Source organism: Duganella sp. 1411, from assembly GCF_017833525.1.
In the GTDB taxonomy this organism is placed as follows: Bacteria; Pseudomonadota; Gammaproteobacteria; order Burkholderiales; family Burkholderiaceae_D; genus Rugamonas.
The window spans coordinates 577150-596222 of sequence record NZ_JAFICD010000003.1; the positions used below are offsets into that span (position 1 = coordinate 577150).

Sequence of the window (19073 nt, forward strand, 5' to 3'; positions counted from 1 at the left end):
GGCAAGCGGAAAAAGTTATAAGCTGCCGCTTTACGTACGCGGTGTGAAATGGACGTTATGCTGAAAAATTACGCAGCCGCCTTGCTGGCGCTGGTGGTCGGCCTGGGCGCGCCGGCCGCGCAGCCCGTGGCGCAGCCGGCGCCGTCCGCGCCCAAGGTGCTGCGCGCCTTCCTCAGCACCGGCGAGACCGGGCTCGATCCGGCGGTCGCCTCCGATATCGCCAGTCTCAGCCTGCTGGAAAACCTGTTCGACCCGCTGCTGCGCTACGATTACCTGGCCCGTCCCGTCAAACTGCAGGCCAACACGCTGGCGGCCATGCCGACGGTCGAGGACAACGGCCGAACCTACACCTTCCACTTGCGCCAGGACGTCTACTTCACCGACGATCCCGCGTTCAAGGGCGCGCGCCGGCAGGTGACGGCGCAGGATTACGTCTACAGCCTCAAGCGCCTGTACGATCCTGCGCTCAAATCGCCGTGGAGCTTCCTGCTGGAAGGCAAAATCGTCGGCGACGACGCGCTCAAGGCGCGCTTCGGCTACGACGGCGACATCGCCGGCCTGCGCGCGGTGGACAAGTTCACGCTGCGCATCCGGCTCAACGCCGCCGATCCCAACTTCCTGTTCTACCTGGCGATCCCGGCCACCGGCGTGGTGGCGCGCGAAGTGGTCGAGGCGTACGGCGCGCAGGTCGGCAACCATCCGGTCGGCACCGGCCCGTTCAGGATCGGCACGTGGAAGCGCAGCGACCAGATCTCGCTGCTGGCCAACCGCGACTTCCGGCCGATGTTGTTCCAGGGCCGGCGCCTGCCGCTGGTGGACCGGGTCGACGTCAAGATCATGGAGGAATACCAGTCGCGCGTGCTCGGCTTCCTCAACGGCGAATTCGATTTCCTCGAACAACTGCCCGAATCGATGAAGGAAATGGTGCTGACCGACGACGCCAGGCCGACCTTGAAGCCCGAGCTGGCGCGCAAGGGGCTGGTGCTGTCGCCCTTCCCCGTGCTGCAAACATATTACATGTGGATGAACATGGAAGACCCGCTGATCGGCGGCTACGGCAAGGACAAGGTGGCGCTGCGCCGCGCCATCGCGCTCAGCTACGACAGCGCCGAGGACATCGCCCGCATGAAGAAGGGGCTGGCGCTGCGCGCCGAGACGCCGCTGCCGCCGAACGTGCTCGGCTACGACCCGGATTATCACAGCCCGGTCGGCTACGATCCGGCGCTGGCCAACGCGCTGCTGGACCGCTACGGCTACCGCAAGGGGCGCGGCGGCTGGCGCACCCTGCCCGACGGCAAGCCGCTGACGCTGGTGATGCATACGGAGCCGTCGATGGTCGGCCGCCTGCGCGACGAGCTGTGGCGCAAGAACCTGAACGCGATCGGCCTCAACGTCACCTTCAAGAGCGACAAGAAGACCGAGATCATCAAAGCCTCGCGGCTGGGCAAGGTGATGATGTTCGAAACCAACTGGGTGGCCGACTTCCCGGACGGCGACAATTTCTATCAACTGCTGTACGGTCCCAACAAGGCGGGGCCGAATTACGCGCGCTTCAATCTGCCGGCCTACAACCAGCGCTATGAACGGACCCGCGCCATGGACGATACGCCCGAGCGCACCAGGCTGTACGACGAAATGGCGCAGCTCATCCACGCGTACACGCCGTGGGTGCTGCTGACACACCCGATCTCCGCCGACCTGCAACAGCCATGGCTGCGGAATTACACGCGCCATCCGGTGGAATTGACCAACTGGCGTTATCTGGACGTCGCCGCACATACTGCGCGTTGAGCTCACGCGTACAATGGATAAATGAAATTTCTCAATCGACGGGGCCTGGCCTACGTGCTCATGCACCCGATGGACTTCCTGGTGCAATGCCTCAAGGGCTTCCGCGCCAACCAGGGCCTGCTGCTGGCGGGCGCGGTGGCGTATTACTCGCTGCTGTCGATCGTGCCGCTGCTGATGCTGGTGGTGGTGGCGCTGTCGCACGTCATCGACGAGACCGTGCTGCTGGACACGGTCGGGCGCTATCTGAATTACCTGGTACCGGGCCAATCGAAACCGATCGTCACCGAGGTCGGCCACTTCCTCGAACACCGCGACGTGGTCGGCGGCGTGCTGCTGATCAGCATGATTTTCTTCAGTTCGCTGGCCTTCACGGTGCTGGAAAACGCCATGTCGGTCATCTTCAAGCACCGGGTGGAGATCAAGCGGCGGCGGTATTTGATCTCGGCGATCATGCCCTACTGCTTCATCCTGTCGCTGGGCGTGGGCATGTTGCTGGTGACCCTGGTGGCCGGCAGCCTGCAGGTGATGGGCGAGGAAAGCGTGCGCCTGTTCGGCTACGACTGGTCGCTGGAGGGCGTCTCGGGCGCGCTGCTGTACATGCTGGGGCTGGGCGGCGAGGTGCTGGTGCTGACGGCGATCTATCTGGTGATGCCGGTCGGCAGGCTATCGCTGTCGCACGCGCTGATCGGCGGCGTGACGGCGGCGCTGCTGTGGGAAGCGGCGCGCCACATTTTGGTGTGGTACTTCTCGACCCTGTCGCAGGTCAATGTGGTGTACGGCTCGATGACGACGGCCATCATCGTCATGTTCAGCCTGGAGATCGGCGCGACGTTGCTGCTGTTCGGCGCGCAGGTCATCTCCGAATTCGAACGGGCGTGCCGCCACAAGCCGCGCCGCAATCCGACGCCGTTGACCACCGAAGCGACAGAAATGAAATAATTTGTGCGTCGCACAAACATCTGTGTTACACTACGTTCGTGGTTGAGGTTTCTTGGTTTCCAAGTGAACAGTCCCACATCCAAGGCAAGCGTAGTGATCTGATGTGTGTAAGAGCGGATCACAGATGGCGCCACCTGGAGTTGTAGTTTCGAATACATTGGTCGTTTTACACGTTGGAGGCACCACGCAGATAGCATGGGCGTCCGAGAAACGCTGAAGTCACTTTGCAGATAGCACTGGACGACGGCACGATTAAAGCATTGGTAATACATTGGAACGAAGCCCGTTGAGATACGGGCTTTTTTTTCGTCCATACTCCGGGGTCAGGTCCACCATTTCTACACGAGCTTAAGCGTAGGCCGTTGGCGCGGCGCAGTTATGGGCTCAACGGATCAGGCCGTGTAGAAATGGTGGACCTGACCCCGGAGTTGCTTTACAGCGCGCGGGCGATCAGCAGCTTTTGGATGTCGCTGGTGCCTTCGTAAATCTGGCAGACGCGCACGTCCCTATATATACGCTCCACCGGGAAATCCGAGACGTAGCCGTAGCCGCCGTGCACCTGGATGGCGTCCGAACAGACCTTCTCCGCCATCTCGGAGGCGAATAGCTTGGCCATCGCCGCTTCCTTCAGACACGGCAGGCCGGCGTCCTTCATCGATGCCGCGTGGCGGATCAGTTGCCGCGCCGCTTCGATTTGCGTGGCCATGTCGGCCAGCCGGAATTGCACCGCCTGGTGCTCGTAGATCGGCTTGCCGAAACTCTCGCGCTCGCGCGCGTACGCCAACGCGGCTTCATACGCGGCGCGCGCCATGCCCACCGCTTGCGAGGCGATGCCGATGCGCCCGCCCTCCAGCCCCGACAGCGCGATCTTGTAGCCCTGCCCCTCTTCGCCGATCAGATTTTCTGCCGGGATGCGGCAATTCTCGAACAGGATCTGCGCCGTGTCCGATGAGTGCTGTCCCATCTTTTGCTCCAGCCCGGCGACGGTGTAGCCCGGCGTCGACGTCGGCACCCAGAACGCGCTGATGCCCTTCTTGCCGGCGGCCTTGTCCGTCACCGCCAGCACGATGGCGACGTCCGCGTACTTGCCGCTGGTGATGAATTGCTTGACGCCGTTGAGGACGTACTCGCCGCCGTCGCGCGTGGCCGTGGTGCGCAGCGCGGCGGCGTCGCTGCCGGTGTGCGGCTCGGTCAGGCAGAACGCGCCCAGCATGTCGCCTTGCGCCAACGGACGCAGCCATTGCTCCTTCTGGCGATCGTTAGCGTACATCATGGCGATGCTGCACACCGGGCAGTTGTTGACCGAGATGATGGTCGACGTGCCGCCATCACCGGCCGCGATCTCCTCCAGCACCAGCGCCAGCGAGACGTAATCCATGCCGGCGCCGCCCAACTCCTCCGGCACGGCGACACCGAAGGCCCCCAGCGCGGCCAGCTCCTTCAGTTCCTCTTTGGGAAAGTGGTGCTCCTTGTCCCAGCGCCCGGCTTGCGGCGCCAGCCGCTCGCGCGCGAAGGTGCGCAGCGCGTCGCGGATCATTTCGTGTTCTTCGGTCAGTATCATGTCGTCTCTTGTTTATAGTTTTAACCCGCAACCCGGGATGTTGGGGTCGTACCCCGCGGGGTACGACCCCGGTTGGCGGTGCGGGGTTCGCCTTCGATCTTTGCGCCGTTACCAGCCGATCGGCGTGCCGTCGTAGTTGCGGTAGACGGCCCGCTCCGACGCCGGCAACGCCGCCAGCGTCTTGCGGATGCCGCCCGCGCTTTCCTCCACCGAGATGTCGGCGCCCTCGCCGCCCATCTCCGTGCGCACCCAGCCCGGATGGAACGCCACGCAGGTGGCGCCCTGCTTGCCGTACACCAGCGCCGTGTCGATCAGCACCGAGTTGAGCGCGGCTTTGCTGGCGCGGTACAGCGAGCCGCTCGGGCTGCCACGCTCGCTGAGCGATCCCATCTTCGACGACAGCACCGCCAGCTTGCCGCGCGCCGCGCCCACCATCGGCGCGATGATCGGCAGCAGCCGCATCGCCGCCAGCACGTTGGTGTGCATCACGGTGTCGAAATCGGCCTGCGACGGAAAGCCGTCGTGGCGCGGGCCGTAGACGCCGGCGTTGAGCACGGCGACGTTGAGTTCCTCGCCGTCGAGCTTCCAGCCGATGCCGGCGCACGCCTCGACGTTGGTGACGTCGAGCTGGTGCGGCTCGGCGCCCAGCGCGCCGAGCGCGGCGCAGTCGTCGGCCTTGCGCGCGGTGGCGATCACGCGCCAGCCGTCCGCCAGGTATTGCTTAACGAGCTCGAGCCCGATGCCGCGCGAGGCGCCGATGATCAGTGCGGTCGCCATCCGATTACACCAGCTCGATGGCCATGGCGGTCGCCTCGCCGCCGCCGATGCACAGCGCGGCCACGCCCTTCTTGCCGCCGGTGCGCTTGAGCGCGCCGATCAGTGTGACGAGGATGCGCGCGCCCGAGGCGCCGATCGGGTGGCCCAGCGCGCAGGCGCCGCCGTGCACGTTGATCTTGCTGTGCGGGATGTCGAGGTCGCGCATCGCGGCCATCGGCACGGCGGCGAACGCCTCGTTGATCTCGAACAGGTCGACGTCCCGGCTGGCCCAGCCGATTTTCTTGTACAGCTTTTCGACCGCGCCGATCGGCGCCGTGGTGAACAGGTTGGGCTCCTGCGCGAACGTGGCGTGGCCGTGGATTTTGGCGATGACGGTCGCGCCCAGGCGCTTGGCGGTCGATTCGCGCATCATCACCAGCGCGGCGGCGCCGTCGTTGATCGACGACGACGAGGCGGCCGTGATGGTGCCGTCCTTCTTGAAGGCGGCGCGCAGGGTCGGGATCTTTTCGATCTTGGCCTTCAGCGGACCCTCATCCTTGTCGATGACGGTGTCGCCGGCGCGGCTGCTGACCGTGACGGGGGCGATTTCCCACTTGAACCAGCCTTCGTTGGTGGCGGCCTGCGCGCGCTTGACCGATTCGATGGCGAAGTTGTCCTGCGCCTCGCGCGTGAATTCATACTTGGCCGAGCATTCCTCGGCGAACGTGCCCATCGAGCGGCCTTCGCCGGTTTTCTCGTTGCGCGAGTAGGCGTCCTCGAGGCCGTCGTACATCATGTGGTCGAACATCATGCCGTGGCCGATGCGGTAGCCGCCGCGCGCCTTGGGGATCAAATACGGCGCGTTGGTCATCGATTCCATGCCGCCGGCCACCACTACGTCGGCGCTGCCGGCGACCAGCTGGTCGTGGGCGAAGATGGCGGCCTGCATCGCCGAGCCGCACATCTTCGACAAGGTGACGGCGCCGGTCGATGCCGGCAGGCCGGCCTTGAGCAACGCCTGGCGCGCGGGCGCCTGGCCCTGGCCGGCCATCAGGCAGTTGCCGAAGTAGACGTGTTCGACCAGCTTGCCGTCGATGCCGGCGCGTTCGACCGCCGCGGCGATCGCGACCGCGCCCAGGTCGTGCGCGGCCTTGCCGGAAAAGTCGCCCTGGAAGGCGCCCATGGGGGTGCGGGCTGCGCCCACGATAACGACGGGATCATGCGCGATAGGATCATTCATTTTCTAGAGTCTCCATAAAGGGGGGCGGCACCGGGATCGATACCGCCGGGATGTTGGATTGGTTTTCGTGGAAGAAGCGTATGTGCTGCGGATACGGATAGACGTCCTCGACTACGCCGTCGAGGATGCGCTGCTTGCGCGCCTGCCAGTATTCGCGCGTCAGCAGGTCGGCGTGGTGCTTCATGAAATACTTGCGGATCTTGGCGTTGCCCAGCAGGAAACGGCCGAACTGTTCGGGGAAGACGTCGTGCTTGCCGATCGGATACCACGGCTCCGACGCCATCTCCTCCTCCTCGTTGCGCGCCTCGGGGATGTCGCGGAAATTGCAGTCGGTGATGTATTCGATTTCGTCGTAATCGTAAAACACGATGCGCTGGTGGCGGGTCACGCCGAAGTTCTTGTACAGCATGTCGCCGGGGAAGATGTTGGCGGCGACCAGCTCCTTGATGGCGTTGCCGTATTCGAGGATGCCGTGTTCGAGCTGGGCGTCGTTGCCGTCCTTGTCGGCGTTGCTCAGCCACATGTTCAGCGGCACCATGCGGCGCTCGATGTACAGGTGCTTGATGATGATCTTTTCGCCCTCCTCCTCGTACAGCGACGGGGCGAAATGTTTCAACTCGGCGATCAGCTCCTCGGTGAAGCGCTCGCGCGGGAAGGCGACGTTGGAATACTCCAAGGTGTCGGCCATGCGGCCGACACGGTCGTGGTGTTTGACCAGCAGGTATTTTTCCTTGATCAGCGCGCGCGTGGTGTCCTTGGGCGGCGGATAGAAATCCTTGATGACCTTGAACACGTAGGGGAACGACGGCAGCGCGAACACCAGCATCACCAAGCCCTTGATGCCGGGCGCGATCTCGAACTGGTCGGACGAGTGCTTCAAGTGCTGCAGGTAGTCGCGGTAGAACAGCGTCTTGCCTTGTTTTTGCAGGCCGAGGATGGTGTAGATCTCGCTGCGCGGCTTGCGCGGCAGCAAGGTGCGCAAGAATTGCACGTAGGCGGACGGCACTTCCATGTCGACCAGGAAGTAGGCGCGCGTGAACGAGAACAGGATCGTGATCTGTTCCTGGTCGAACAGCACGGTGTCGAGTATCAGCTCGCCGTCGCGGTTGTGCAGGATGGGCACGACGAACGGGTATTCCTTGTTGCCGTTGATGCCCTTGCCGACGATGTAGGCGCCCTTGTTGCGGAAGAACAGACTCGACAGCACCTGGATCTGGTTGTTCGGCTCGGTGCGCCCGGCGCCGAACTGCTCCCGGAAGCGCGCCTCCACCTGCTCGACGTCGCGCGCCAGGTTGTCGAATTTGGCGTCGAGCTGGAAGTTGGTGACGATGCGCTTGAGCGTGAAGCGCAGCCCGTCCGTGCCCGGGTAGTAGACGCGGTAGGTCGGCGCCAGTTCGCCGGTTTCGATGTACTCGGTCGAGACCACCGGCCGCACGAAGATGAACTCGTTGTGGAAGTAGCTGCGGTGCAGGATGTTGCAGCAGACCGAGTTGAAGAAGGTTTCCGCCAGCTCCGGCTGCTTGTGGTCGGACAGCATGCCGATGTAGTGCAGCTTGAGCTCGCGCCACACCTCGTCGGTCAGGTCGGCGTCGCTGTATTCGTCCTCCAGCGTCTGCACGCATTCCTGCACGCGGCGGTCGTAGAAATCGATCCGCTCGCGCGCGGCCTGCTGGGCCTCGCGCCAAGCGCCGCGCTCGAAGTGCGCCTTGGCCTGGCGGCTGGTCTGGCGGAATAGCCGGTAGTGCTTGTCGAAGCCGTCGCGGATCGTGCGCGCGATGTCGAACGCGATCTGCGAGCGCAGCAGTTTTGGAAATGCAGCCTGGATCATGGTCGCCCTGACTCCCGCGTTAGCGCAACTTGTTCGTCCGGCCGGCCGAAACCCGCACCCCCGGCTGGGGTCGTACCCCTCGGGGTACGACCCCTAAGTGGCGACACCGGCATGTCGGTGCACGCGTAAGGGGTTAACGCGTTTCCGCGAACAGTTCGCGGCCGATCAGCATGCGGCGGATCTCGCTGGTGCCGGCGCCGATCTCATACAACTTGGCGTCGCGCCACAGGCGGCCGACCGGATACTCGTTGATGTAGCCGTTGCCGCCCAGCGTCTGGATCGCTTCGCCGGCCATCCAGGTCGCCTTCTCGGCGCTGTACAGGATGGCGCCGGCGGCGTCCTTGCGCAGCTGGCGCACCGCCTCCGGCGTGGTGGCGCGGTCGCAGGCCTGGCCGACCGCGTACACATAGGCCTTGCACGCCATCATGGTCGAGTACATATCGGCGATCTTACCCTGCATCAGCTGGAACTCGCCGATCGCCTGGCCGAATTGCTTGCGGTCGTGGATGTAGGGCACGACCGCGTCCATGCACGCCTGCATGATGCCCAGCGGACCGCCCGACAGCACGGTGCGCTCGAAGTCCAGGCCCGACATCAGCACGTTGACGCCCTTGCCCAGGCCGCCCAGCACGTTTTCCACCGGCACCTCGCAATCCTCGAACACCAGCTCGCCCGTGTGCGAGCCGCGCATGCCCAGCTTGTCGAGCTTTTGCGCCACCGAGAAGCCCTTGTAGCCTTTTTCGATCAGGAAGGCGGTCATGCCCTTGGGGCCGGCCTCGAGGTCGCTCTTGGCGTAGACCACCAGCACGTCGGCGTCGGGGCCGTTGGTGATCCACATCTTGGTGCCGTTGAGGACCCAGCGGTCGCCCTTGAAGTCGGCGCGCAGTTTCATGCTGACGACGTCGGAGCCGGCGTTGGGTTCGGACATCGCCAGCGCGCCGACGTGCTCGCCCGAGATCAGCTTCGGCAGGTATTTTTGTTTTTGCTCCTCGGTGCCGTTGCGCTTGATCTGGTTGACGCACAGGTTCGAGTGGGCGCCGTACGACAGGCCGACCGAGGCCGACGCGCGCGAGATTTCCTCCATCGCCACGATGTGGGCCAGGTAGCCCATGTTGGCGCCGCCGTATTCCTCGCCGACGGTGATGCCGAGCACGCCCAGCTCGCCCATCTTGCGCCACAGGTCCATCGGGAACTGGTCGCTGCGGTCGATCTCGGCCGCGCGCGGGGCGATCTCGGCGGCGGCGAATTGTTGCACGGCTTCGCGCAGGGCGGCGATGTCTTCGCCGTGGTCAAAGGTCAGGCCTGGGAGATGGAGCATGTCATCCTCATTCTTCTGGTGTGAACTTCAATCATACGCCGGAGTGACGTTTACGTAAACGTAAAGTAGGCATAAAGTGCGTCGCCGGCGGCGGCATCGTCAGGCCGGCCCGGCCTCGCCCTGGGCCGCCAGCAGGCGTTTGCACTCGTCCTCGTGGGCGGTGATCTCGGCCAGCGACATTTCGATATCCTCGCGCTGCTGCTCCAGCGTTTGGCGATGCTGGGCCAGCACGCCGAGGAAACGGTTCATCTGCGCGCTGGTGTCCTTCGGCGTCTCGTACATGTCGACCAAGCTCTTGATTTCGGACAGCGACAGGCCGAGGCGCTTGCCGCGCAAGGTCAGCTTGAGGCGGGTGCGGTCGCGCGGCGTGTAGACGCGGCTGCGGCCGCCGGCGCCCTCGCGTGACGGGCTCAGCAAGCCCTGGTCCTCGTAGAAGCGGATGGCGCGCGCCGTGATGTCGAATTCACGGGCCAGTTCGGTAATAGTATAAGTAGGCATCGGGTCGGTGGTGGGTCGTTCGTGTTCCGTTTACGTCAACGTCATGCCTATTGTAGCGCGCCTGGCGCGCCGTGGCCGTCATCGGCCGGCGATCAGCGGCGAATGTGGCGCGCAGGTATCGTGCGACGCCAAACAAGGGTGGGCGGCATCATAAGCTGCGCGTATAGTGGCGGTGAGGACCAGGCTTTTCGACGTCAAAATAGTGATAAAATAATAACGATGCTATTGGTATGAAAGCGGGGCGGAAGTTGCCTCTTTTGCAGCGGCTTGCCGAATATAATTTGGTCGCCCTGCCCGCCGGCGCCTGCACTTTCAGAGGATAGAATGCCCGTTTCAAGATCCCATCACGTCCCAATCACTGCTCATCGTCAAGAGACTGACTTTCATGACGCAACGTGAAATAGTGCACCTATGAATTCTTCCAATGAACGCGAAAGCTTTAGTCAGCGCTTGCAACAAGCCCTGAAGAACGCTCACTACTCCCCCGACAGCCCGACGCGACTCGCCCGGGAATTTAATATTCGGTTTGATGGCAGACCGATCACAGTCCACGCGGCCCGCAAATGGCTGGTGGGCGAGGCCATCCCGACCCAGGAAAAGCTGCGCATGATCGCCCAGTGGCTCGGCGTGCCCGCCGAGTGGCTGCGCTTCGGCGGCGCCGAGGCGGGCGCGCCGGCCGGCGAGAACGGCGGCGGCGTGTCGCGCTTCGAGTCGGCCGACGTCAAGCTGATCGCCGATTTACAGCGCCTGGACGAGCATCATCGGCAGATCGCGCGCGAATTTATTCGCATGCTGGTACGGGTTAATTACCAAAAGTAGTTATTTACGTACTAGCACGGAGTAATGTCGACCGTTTGTGGCGGCGTTTCGAGCAGTTGCCGCGTGAAACTAGTTTCATGGTTTTGCCAGTTTTTGTTCGGAACGGGGCGGTGCTTTTTTTTCCGTGCCTTTGTGAATTGTCATGGTTTCGACATGGATTTCAGGCACAATGGGGAGTCAGCGCCGCTGAATCGCAGCATTTACTTCGGAGCCAAGCTTTTGAGCCGTCCTATGAAAAGTAACTACAGCAACGTCGCGCAACTAAAAGATTTGATGACCGCTCCGCCGATGACGGCCGCCCAGCATGCCGAGGTGATGCGCAAACGCATCGCCCACCGCCGCATGGTGGAGGAAGCCAGGGATTTGAAAAAAGCCAGCGGGTCGCAGTTCGATAAACGCTAGGCGGGACCGGTGGCATCTTCGTTGGACGGGCTGGCTGGTTTCATACCATTCCAGCGCGGGGCCAGCGTGTGCTCGATGCCGAACAGGTCGATGACGCGGCCGACGGTGTGGTCGACCATTTCCGCGATGCTTTGCGGATTGTGATAAAAGCCCGGCAGCGGCGGGTAGATAATACCGCCCATCTCCGTCACCGCCGTCATGTTGCGCAAATGCGCCAGATTGAACGGCGTTTCCCTCACCATCAGCACCAGCCGGCGGCGCTCCTTGAGCACCACGTCGGCCGCGCGCGCGATCAGGTTGTCCGACAGGCTGTGCGCCACCGACGCCAGCGTCTTCATCGAGCAGGGCGCGACGATCATGCCATCCGATTGAAAAGAACCGCTGGCGATCGAGGCGCCGACGTCGCGCACCTTGTGCACCACGTGGGCGTAGGCTTCGACCTCTTTGCGCTGCAGGCCGGTTTCCTGATGCAAGGTGAGGACGGCCGCGTCCGACACGATCAGATGCGTCTCGACGCCTGGGGTGTGTTGCAAATGTTGCAGCAGACGCACGCCATACACGGCGCCGGTGGCGCCGGTGATGGCGAGAATGATCCGCCGGGCCACGAATGGCCGCGGGCGATCAGGCATCCAGCAGGGCTTTCAGCTCGCCGGACTCGAACATCTCGTTCATGATGTCCGAACCGCCGATGAACTCGCCTTTGACGTAGAGCTGCGGAATGGTCGGCCAGTTCGAGTAGTCCTTGATGCCCTGGCGCACTTCCGGATCTTCCAGCACGTTGACGGTGGCGATGTTTTCGACGCCGCATGCTTTCAGGATCTGGATGGCGCGGCCGGAGAAGCCGCACTGCGGGAACTGGGCGGTGCCTTTCATGAACAGCACCACCGGGGTGTTGGTCACGGTTTCTTTGATCCAGGTTTGTACGTCGCTCATAGCTGCCTCGGTGTGAATGGGTGTTAGATGCCGACATTTTATAAGAAATGCGGGCGCAGCGTACCCAAGGTGGTGAAAAACCACGCCAACGCTTGTTTAGCCGCGCAGCTTGGCGAAGGCGGCCGCCATGCTGCCGCCGATCGGTTCGGCCCGCGCGGTCTGCTTCTGGTGCTGGCCCATGCTCTTGCGGTCGGCGCGGTCGCCGCGCTGCTGCGGCTGCGCGCCCGGCTGCGGCGCGCTGTCCGTCAGCCGCATCGTCAAGGCGATGCGCTTGCGCTTTTCGTCCACTTCCAGCACCTTCACCTTGACCACCTGGCCGGCCTTGACCACCGTGTGCGGGTCCTTCACGAACGTGTTCGACAAGGCCGAGATATGCACCAGGCCGTCCTGGTGCACGCCGATGTCGACGAACGCGCCAAACGCGGCCACGTTGGTGACCACGCCTTCCAGAATCATGTCCGGGCGCAGGTCGCGGATTTCCTCGACGCCGTCCTTGAACGTGGCGGTGGTGAACTCGGGACGCGGATCGCGCCCCGGCTTCTCCAGCTCCTTGAGGATGTCGGTGATGGTCGGCACGCCGAACTTGTCGTCGGCGTACTTGGCCGGGTTCAGGCTCTTGATCAGCGCGGTCTCGCCGATGACGGCCTTGATATCCTTTTTGATGTCGCCCAGGATTTTTTCCACCAGCGGGTACGATTCCGGGTGCACCGCCGAGGCGTCCAGCGGATTGTCGCCGCCCATCACGCGCAGGAAGCCGGCCGCCTGTTCGAAGGTCTTGTCGCCCAAGCGCGGCACCGCCTTGAGCGCGGCGCGCGACGGGAACGCGCCCTTGACGTCGCGGTACGAGACGATCGCCTGCGCCACCGACGTCGACAGGCCCGACACCCGCGCCAGCAGCGGCGCCGAGGCGGTGTTGACGTCCACGCCCACGGCGTTGACGCAATCCTCGACCACCGCGTCGAGCGAACGCGCCAGCTGGGTTTGCGAGACGTCGTGCTGGTACTGGCCGACGCCGATCGATTTCGGGTCGATCTTGACCAGTTCGGCCAGCGGGTCCTGCAGCCGGCGCGCGATCGAGACGGCGCCGCGCAGCGACACGTCCATGTCCGGCAGCTCGCGCGAGGCGAATTCCGACGCCGAGTACACCGACGCGCCGGCCTCGGAGACGACGATCTTGGTCATCTTCTGTTCCGGGTGCTGTTTGATCAGGTCCTGCGCCAGCTTGTCGGTCTCGCGCGAGGCGGTGCCGTTGCCGATCGAGATCAGCGAGACGTTGTGCTTGGCCGCCAGCCGGCCCAAAGTGTGCAGCGCGCCGTCCCAGTCGTTCTTCGGCTGGTGCGGGTAGATGACGGCGGTGTCGACCACCTTGCCGGTGGCGTCGACCACCGCCACCTTGACGCCCGTGCGCAGGCCCGGGTCCAGGCCCATGGTGGCGCGCTGGCCGGCCGGCGCGGCCAGCAGCAGGGCTTTCAGGTTGGTGGCGAAGACGTTGATGGCGTCCAGTTCCGAGCGCTCGCGCAGCGCGCCCATCAGCTCGCTTTCAAGATGCATGAAGCTTTTCACGCGCCAAGTCCAGCGCGCCGTGTCGGCCAGCCATTTGTCGGCCGGGCGGCCCTGCTGCTTGATGCCGAAGCGGGCGGCGATGCGGCCTTCGCACGGGTTGTGCGGCGCGTCCCATTTCGGCTTCTCGGCCTCGGTGTCGAGCCGCAGCGTGACGTCGAGGATGCCTTCGCGGCGCCCGCGCATCAGCGCCAGCGCGCGGTGCGACGGCACGGTGCCGATGGTTTCCGAATAATCGAAATAATCCGAGAACTTTTCGCCTTCGTCTTGCTTTCCTTCAATAACTTTCGATTCAACGATGCCATGCTCTTGTACGTATTCGCGCAACGATTGTAGCAAGGTGGCATCCTCGGCGAAGCGTTCCATCAGGATCTGGCGCGCGCCGTCGAGCGCGGCCTTGGCGTCGGCCACGCCCGGATTGTTGCCGTCGGCGGTGGTGAACGGCTCGCGCAGGAAGCGGGTGGCTTCCGTTTCGGGAGTCAGTTCGGGGTTGGCCAGCAGGCTGTCGGCCAGCGGCGCCAACCCCGCTTCGATGGCGATTTGGGCCTTGGTGCGGCGTTTTTGCTTGTACGGAAGATATAAGTCTTCCAACCGGGTCTTGTCTTCCGCATGCATGACAGCATCTAATAAGGCCGGCGTCATTTTGTTCTGTTCAGTGATCGAGGCGACGATGGCGGCGCGGCGGTCCTCCAGCTCGCGCAGGTAGCGCAGGCGCTCCTCGAGCAGGCGCAGCTGGATGTCGTCGAGGCCGCCGGTGGCCTCCTTGCGGTAGCGGGCGATGAAGGGCACGGTGGCGCCCTCGTCCAGCAGGGCGATGGCGGCGGCGACCTGCACCGGTTTGGCGGCGAGTTCGAGGGCGAGACGTTGTTCGATGGAAGGCAGCATGTGGGTCATTCCTTAGCGGTCAAGCCCGGAATGATACGCAATCGGCGCGATTGTGCCAGTCTTGACAGTCCAAATGGACAAAGTTATGGCCGATCGGTCACGATGAAGGGCGTCGAAAGAGGCCCAGGAAACATAAGCGCGCGGGTTTTTGTAAAGAATCCGCAAACACGAACGCGTGTATGGCGGATAATATCGCCTGTTGCCGTTTTTGAACCATCTTTGAACAACAATGCGACCTATGGATTTTACCCGCGACGACGCCACCGACGAGGTTCCCGCCAAGCCAGCGGCCCCGGCTGCCCAGGTTATTTCAACGCGCCTGCCGCCGCCGCCCGCGAACCAATTGTCGTACGCGGTGGCGACCTGGCTGCAGCGGGTCGATGCCGCCGCGCACCCCAAGGCCAAGCTGACCCCGCCCCCGGTCGATTCCGATCCGAAACAAACCCAATACCGCCTGATCTATGTGATGGCGCCCACCAGCGGCGGCCGCCACGTGGCGCTGTGCTTGTACAAGGCGCGGCTGCGCTCGAACGGCGACGTCGCCGCCGCCACCCCGGTGAGCGAGGTGTTTTCGCTGCTGTCGGCGCCGCCCACCTTCCTGGCGCCCGGCGACGAGGATTTGATCCGTTTCTTTGTCGCCATGCGCAGCGGGCAGAACTCGCAGACGGGATCGGCCACCGAGCCGCGCGGCAAGATCGGCGCGGCGCTGCTGCAGATGCTGGCCGAGCAGGATAAATTGCTGTGGGCAAATTCGTGGGCCGACGTCGGCAACGGCCTGGTGTATCCGCTCAAGGGCGGCGTGTTGCGCGAAGCCAATCTGGCGTGGCGCGAGGAGGGCAAGGGCCTGCGCCTGGGCTGGCAGGTACAGCCGCCGCCGGGCGCGCGTCCGACCGCCAGCGGCGCCGACCAGGTCGACTACATGCTGCCGACCGATCCGCCTTGGTACATCGACAACCTGTCGTGCGGCGTGCTGCAACTGAACCAGGGCGGTGCCGCGATTCCGCTGGCCGACCTGCAGGCGCTGGTGGCGCAGGCGCCGCTGCTGACGGCCAACGACAAGATGCGCGTGTCGCAGTTGCTGCTGGCGCACGGCCTGCAACAGCTGATGCCGCTGCCGCAGCCGCTGCCGCAGCGGGTGCGCGACGACGTCAAGCCGCGCCCGGTGCTGACGCTGGACGCGGCGATGCTGGCCGACGGCTCGCTGCAGCGCTGGCACGATTTCGCCGTGCTGTCGTTCGATTATGACGGCGAGCGCGTCTCGTTCGATCCGTCGCAGCGCGTGGTGCGCCAGAAGGGCGAAGTGACCGAGATCATCCAGCGCGACGCCGGCGCCGAGGAGCAGGCGCTGGTGTTGCTGAACGAGCGCCATTTCCACGCGCCCACCGCGTTGCCGCTGAGCAGCGTCAAGGGCGGCTTGCTGTTGCCCAGCCAGGCCGAGTGGATACGCTTCGCCCGCGACGGCATCGCCGCGCTGCGCGAAGCGGGCTGGAAAGTCGAGAAGACCACCAAGTACCGCTACGACGTCACCGAGGTCGGCGACTGGTATGCCGACGTGACGGAAGACCCGGCCGACGGCGGCCGCGCCTGGTTCGACCTGGAGCTGGGCATCATGGTCAACCAGGAGCGCGTGCCGCTGCTGCCGGTGCTGGTGCAATTGATACGCAACGCGCCCGGCGACTTCAATCCGAAAACCATCGCCAGCCACGGCGACGAGGACCAGATGCTGGCCACCTTGGCCGACGGCGCGCGCGTGGCGCTGCCGTGGGCGCGCGTCAAGCCGATTTTGGCGACCCTGGGCGAACTGTATTTCAGCGACAAGATCAAGACCTCGCTGCGCATGGCCACCCTGGACGCGGCGCGGCTGGACGAGCTGGCCCGCAACGTCGAACTGAACTGGACTGGCGGCGACGCGCTGCGCGAAATGGGCGCGCGCCTGAACCAGTTCGGCGAGGTGAAACGCGTCGCCACGCCGGCCGGCCTGCAGGCCACCTTGCGCGACTACCAGACCGACGGCCTGTCGTGGATGCAATTCCTGCGCGAATACGGCTTCGCCGGCATCCTGGCCGACGACATGGGCCTGGGCAAGACGGTGCAAACCCTGGCCCACATCCTGATCGAAAAAGAGGCGGGCCGCCTGACGGCGCCGGCGCTGGTGATCGCGCCGACCAGTCTGATGGGCAACTGGCAGGAGGAGGCGGCCCGTTTCGCGCCCGGCCTGCGCGTGCTGCTGCTGCAAGGCAAGGACCGCATGGCGCAGTTCGACCAGATCGCCGAGTCCGACCTGGTGCTGACCACCTACGCGCTGTTGCCGCGCGACGAGGAAAAGCTGCGCGAGCATGATTTCCATCTGGTCATCCTGGACGAATCGCACTACATCAAGAACACCCGCTCCAAGGCCGCGCAAAGCGCCGGCCTGCTGCGCGCGCGCCACCGCCTGTGCCTGTCCGGCACGCCGCTGGAGAACCACCTGGGCGAGCTGTGGTCGCAGTTCCATTTCCTGCTGCCCGGCCTGCTGGGCGACGAGAAGGGCTTCAACAGCGTGTTCCGCCACCCGATCGAGCGCCAGGACGATCCGATGCGGCGCGCGCTGCTGAACCGCCGCATCAAGCCCTTCCTGCTGCGCCGGACCAAGGACAACGTGGCCAAGGAGTTGCCGCCGAAGACGGAGATGGTGCGCAAGGTCGAGTTGACCGGCGCCCAGCGCGACCTGTACGAAACGGTGCGCCTGGCCATGGACCAAAAGGTGCGCGACGAAATCGACCGCAAAGGTGTGGCGCGCAGCCAGATCGTCATCCTCGAGGCGCTGCTCAAGCTGCGCCAGGTGTGCTGCGATCCGCGCCTGGTCAAGTCGCTGCCGTCGAAGAAGCAGACGGCCGGCTCGGCCAAGCTGATCGACCTGATGCAGATGGTCGAGGATTTGCTCGAGGAAAACCGCAAGATCCTGGTGTTCTCGCAGTTCACCAGCATGCTCGAGCTGATCGAGCAGGAACTCGAGGCGCGCGACATCCCGTACGCGCTGCTGACCGGCGACACCAAGGACCGCGGCGCGCAGGTGGCGGCGTTCCAGCAGGGCGCGGTGCCGATCTTCCTGATCAGCCTGAAGGCGGGCGGCGTCGGCCTGAACCTGACGGCGGCCGACACGGTGATCCATTACGATCCATGGTGGAATCCGGCGGCCGAGAACCAGGCCACCGACCGCGCCTGGCGCATCGGCCAGGACAAGCCCGTGTTCGTGTATAAACTGATCGCCAAGGGCACCTTGGAAGAGAAGATCCAGGTGCTGCAGCAGAAAAAATCCGATCTGGCGCAATCGATCCTGGCCGAGGGCGAGTCGCAGAAGATGGCGCTCACGCAAGAGGATCTGCAACAGATCTTCGCGCCGCTGGTGGAGTAGGGGTGCCGACCGTCGACCAGTTGCAGGCGGAATTGGCGCTGGCGCGGGCCAACGCGGCGCGCTACCGGCTGCTGCTCGAGCATAGCGACGAAGTGAGCTGGATGGCCGACTGCGCCACCTTGCAACTGACCTGGCTCGGTCCCGCCGCCGAGCGCCAGTTCGGCTACACGCTGGCCAACGCCGGCGCGCTGGGCGCCGAGCTGCTGGGCGATCTGGCGCCCAGGCTGGCGCGCCACGCGGCCGGCGACGGTGACCTCCATCTGGTGCGCGAGGCCGCGCTGGCGCACGCCGACGGCCGCGTGCTGCCGGTCGAAATCGCCTCGACCCTGATTGTCGACGCCGCCGGCGTGCCGGTGTCGGTGGTCGGCGTGGTGCGCGACCTGAGCGCGCGGCGCGAACTGGCCGAGCAGCAGAAAAAATTCGCCTCGATGCTGTCGCACGAATTCCGCACGCCGCTGTCGACCATCGACGGCGCCGTGCAGCGCCTGGAGATGACCGGCGCCCACCACGACGAAGGCACCCGCAAGCGCTACCGCAAGATCCAGACGGCGGTCGACCGCATGCTGGCGCTGCTCGACGACTACCTGTCGCCCGAGCGCATGGCCAGCATCGGCCGCGCGCGCCAGCCCGACGAGATCTCGCCGGCCGCGCTGCTGCGCGAGGTCGCCGAGCAGGCGCGCACCCGCCGCGGCCGCGTCGATCTGCGGCTCGAGGCGCTACCGCAATGGATGCGCTGCGATCCGGCCGGCATTCGTCTCTGCCTGGAAATTCTGATCGATAACGCGGTCAAGTACACGGATGCCAATACTCCGTTAGAATTGCTGGGCAAAACCGCCATGGAGGGCGGCGTCGAGTTCCTCGTGCGCGATGCCGGCGCCGGCGTGCCGCAGGCGGAACTGGAGCACATCTTCGCCAAGTCCTTCCGCGGTAGCAATGCCGGCGGCGTGCCCGGGTCCGGGCTCGGGCTGTACATGGCGCGCGCCATCGCCGACGTGCACGGCGGGACCGTCACCGTCCGAAATGTTTCTGAAAGCGGCGCCGAATTCCGGATTTGGCTTCCGGTAGGGCCCGCCACGGGGAAAAACCTTGCGCGACCGGGTGGCAACAGTGATAATTCCTCGGACGCAAGCTGACGCAGCAGGGCGCGAC

15 protein-coding genes are annotated in these 19073 nt (G+C 64.6%); 6 read left to right on the top strand and 9 right to left on the bottom strand.

Annotated features, from left to right (window positions below):
- Nucleotides 1-57: 57 nt before the first annotated feature.
- Together JOD97_RS19720 and JOD97_RS19725 are read left to right on the top strand one after the other, a co-directional pair.
- Nucleotides 58-1791 (top strand): ABC transporter substrate-binding protein, encoded by a 1734-nt coding sequence (locus JOD97_RS19720; RefSeq protein ID WP_209721977.1) that lies wholly within the window; start codon nucleotides 58-60, stop codon nucleotides 1789-1791.
- 21 nt (nucleotides 1792-1812) lie between these two features.
- Entirely contained in the window at nucleotides 1813-2730 is a 918-nt protein-coding gene (locus tag JOD97_RS19725; RefSeq protein WP_209721982.1) for a YihY/virulence factor BrkB family protein, read from the top strand.
- A gap of 433 nt (nucleotides 2731-3163) precedes the next feature.
- Here JOD97_RS19725 and JOD97_RS19730 read toward each other — a convergent pair whose 3' ends face one another.
- From JOD97_RS19730 to JOD97_RS19755, 6 genes are all read right to left on the bottom strand, one after another.
- Nucleotides 3164-4291: an acyl-CoA dehydrogenase family protein gene (locus JOD97_RS19730; protein WP_209721985.1), complete on the bottom strand. Its 1128-nt coding sequence runs from the start codon at nucleotides 4289-4291 to the stop codon at nucleotides 3164-3166.
- Nucleotides 4292-4399: 108 nt separating this feature from the next.
- Nucleotides 4400-5068 carry an SDR family oxidoreductase gene (locus JOD97_RS19735; protein WP_209721988.1) on the bottom strand — a complete coding sequence of 223 codons (669 nt, stop codon included), beginning with the start codon at nucleotides 5066-5068 and terminating at the stop codon, nucleotides 4400-4402.
- Nucleotides 5069-5072: 4 nt separating this feature from the next.
- Entirely contained in the window at nucleotides 5073-6287 is a 1215-nt protein-coding gene (locus JOD97_RS19740) for an acetyl-CoA C-acyltransferase (protein WP_209721991.1), read from the bottom strand.
- Nucleotides 6280-8115 (bottom strand): bifunctional isocitrate dehydrogenase kinase/phosphatase, encoded by a 1836-nt coding sequence (aceK, locus tag JOD97_RS19745; protein WP_209721994.1) that lies wholly within the window; start codon nucleotides 8113-8115, stop codon nucleotides 6280-6282. Before aceK ends, JOD97_RS19740 begins: the two co-directional genes overlap by 8 nt.
- A gap of 133 nt (nucleotides 8116-8248) precedes the next feature.
- Entirely contained in the window at nucleotides 8249-9433 is a 1185-nt protein-coding gene (locus tag JOD97_RS19750; protein WP_209721999.1) for an isovaleryl-CoA dehydrogenase, read from the bottom strand.
- A gap of 99 nt (nucleotides 9434-9532) precedes the next feature.
- Nucleotides 9533-9931 (bottom strand): MerR family DNA-binding transcriptional regulator, encoded by a 399-nt coding sequence (locus tag JOD97_RS19755; protein WP_209722002.1) that lies wholly within the window; start codon nucleotides 9929-9931, stop codon nucleotides 9533-9535.
- A 570-nt stretch (nucleotides 9932-10501) separates the two neighbouring features.
- Between JOD97_RS19755 and JOD97_RS32745 the strand changes: the two genes are divergently transcribed.
- Together JOD97_RS32745 and JOD97_RS19765 are read left to right on the top strand one after the other, a co-directional pair.
- Nucleotides 10502-10750 (top strand): hypothetical protein, encoded by a 249-nt coding sequence (locus JOD97_RS32745; protein WP_229264570.1) that lies wholly within the window; start codon nucleotides 10502-10504, stop codon nucleotides 10748-10750.
- 63 nt (nucleotides 10751-10813) lie between these two features.
- Nucleotides 10814-11152: a hypothetical protein gene (locus tag JOD97_RS19765; protein WP_209722763.1), complete on the top strand. Its 339-nt coding sequence runs from the start codon at nucleotides 10814-10816 to the stop codon at nucleotides 11150-11152.
- Here the strand turns inward: JOD97_RS19765 and JOD97_RS19770 are convergent.
- The 3 genes from JOD97_RS19770 to JOD97_RS19780 form a co-directional block, all read right to left on the bottom strand.
- Nucleotides 11149-11781 (bottom strand): UbiX family flavin prenyltransferase, encoded by a 633-nt coding sequence (locus JOD97_RS19770; protein WP_209722006.1) that lies wholly within the window; start codon nucleotides 11779-11781, stop codon nucleotides 11149-11151. The two genes, JOD97_RS19765 and JOD97_RS19770, sit on opposite strands and share 4 nt — an antisense overlap.
- On the bottom strand, nucleotides 11774-12085 hold the full coding sequence (gene grxD / locus JOD97_RS19775; RefSeq protein ID WP_008443113.1) for a Grx4 family monothiol glutaredoxin: 312 nt from the start codon (nucleotides 12083-12085) through the stop codon (nucleotides 11774-11776). The genes JOD97_RS19770 and grxD overlap by 8 nt, the downstream gene beginning before the upstream one ends.
- 96 nt (nucleotides 12086-12181) lie before the next feature.
- On the bottom strand, nucleotides 12182-14530 hold the full coding sequence (locus JOD97_RS19780; RefSeq protein WP_209722008.1) for a Tex family protein: 2349 nt from the start codon (nucleotides 14528-14530) through the stop codon (nucleotides 12182-12184).
- Nucleotides 14531-14768: 238 nt separating this feature from the next.
- On the opposite strand from JOD97_RS19780, the gene JOD97_RS19785 reads away from it, so the two are divergent.
- Entirely contained in the window at nucleotides 14769-17924 is a 3156-nt protein-coding gene (locus JOD97_RS19785; protein ID WP_209722010.1) for a DEAD/DEAH box helicase, read from the top strand.
- 2 nt (nucleotides 17925-17926) lie between these two features.
- Nucleotides 17927-19057 carry a HAMP domain-containing sensor histidine kinase gene (locus JOD97_RS19790; protein ID WP_209722012.1) on the top strand — a complete coding sequence of 377 codons (1131 nt, stop codon included), beginning with the start codon at nucleotides 17927-17929 and terminating at the stop codon, nucleotides 19055-19057.
- Nucleotides 19058-19073 lie beyond the last annotated feature (16 nt).

Coding starts and splice junctions, on each gene's coding strand:
- JOD97_RS19785 (WP_209722010.1), top strand. CDS start 14,769: ATGGATTTTACCCGCGACGACGCCACCGACGAGGTTCCCGCCAAGCCA.
- grxD (WP_008443113.1), bottom strand. CDS start 12,085: ATGAGCGACGTACAAACCTGGATCAAAGAAACCGTGACCAACACCCCG.
- aceK (WP_209721994.1), bottom strand. CDS start 8,115: ATGATCCAGGCTGCATTTCCAAAACTGCTGCGCTCGCAGATCGCGTTC.
- JOD97_RS19740 (WP_209721991.1), bottom strand. CDS start 6,287: ATGAATGATCCTATCGCGCATGATCCCGTCGTTATCGTGGGCGCAGCC.
- JOD97_RS19770 (WP_209722006.1), bottom strand. CDS start 11,781: ATGCCTGATCGCCCGCGGCCATTCGTGGCCCGGCGGATCATTCTCGCC.
- JOD97_RS19720 (WP_209721977.1), top strand. CDS start 58: ATGCTGAAAAATTACGCAGCCGCCTTGCTGGCGCTGGTGGTCGGCCTG.
- JOD97_RS19730 (WP_209721985.1), bottom strand. CDS start 4,291: ATGATACTGACCGAAGAACACGAAATGATCCGCGACGCGCTGCGCACC.
- JOD97_RS19780 (WP_209722008.1), bottom strand. CDS start 14,530: ATGCTGCCTTCCATCGAACAACGTCTCGCCCTCGAACTCGCCGCCAAA.
- JOD97_RS19755 (WP_209722002.1), bottom strand. CDS start 9,931: ATGCCTACTTATACTATTACCGAACTGGCCCGTGAATTCGACATCACG.
- JOD97_RS19735 (WP_209721988.1), bottom strand. CDS start 5,068: ATGGCGACCGCACTGATCATCGGCGCCTCGCGCGGCATCGGGCTCGAG.
- JOD97_RS19725 (WP_209721982.1), top strand. CDS start 1,813: ATGAAATTTCTCAATCGACGGGGCCTGGCCTACGTGCTCATGCACCCG.
- JOD97_RS19750 (WP_209721999.1), bottom strand. CDS start 9,433: ATGCTCCATCTCCCAGGCCTGACCTTTGACCACGGCGAAGACATCGCC.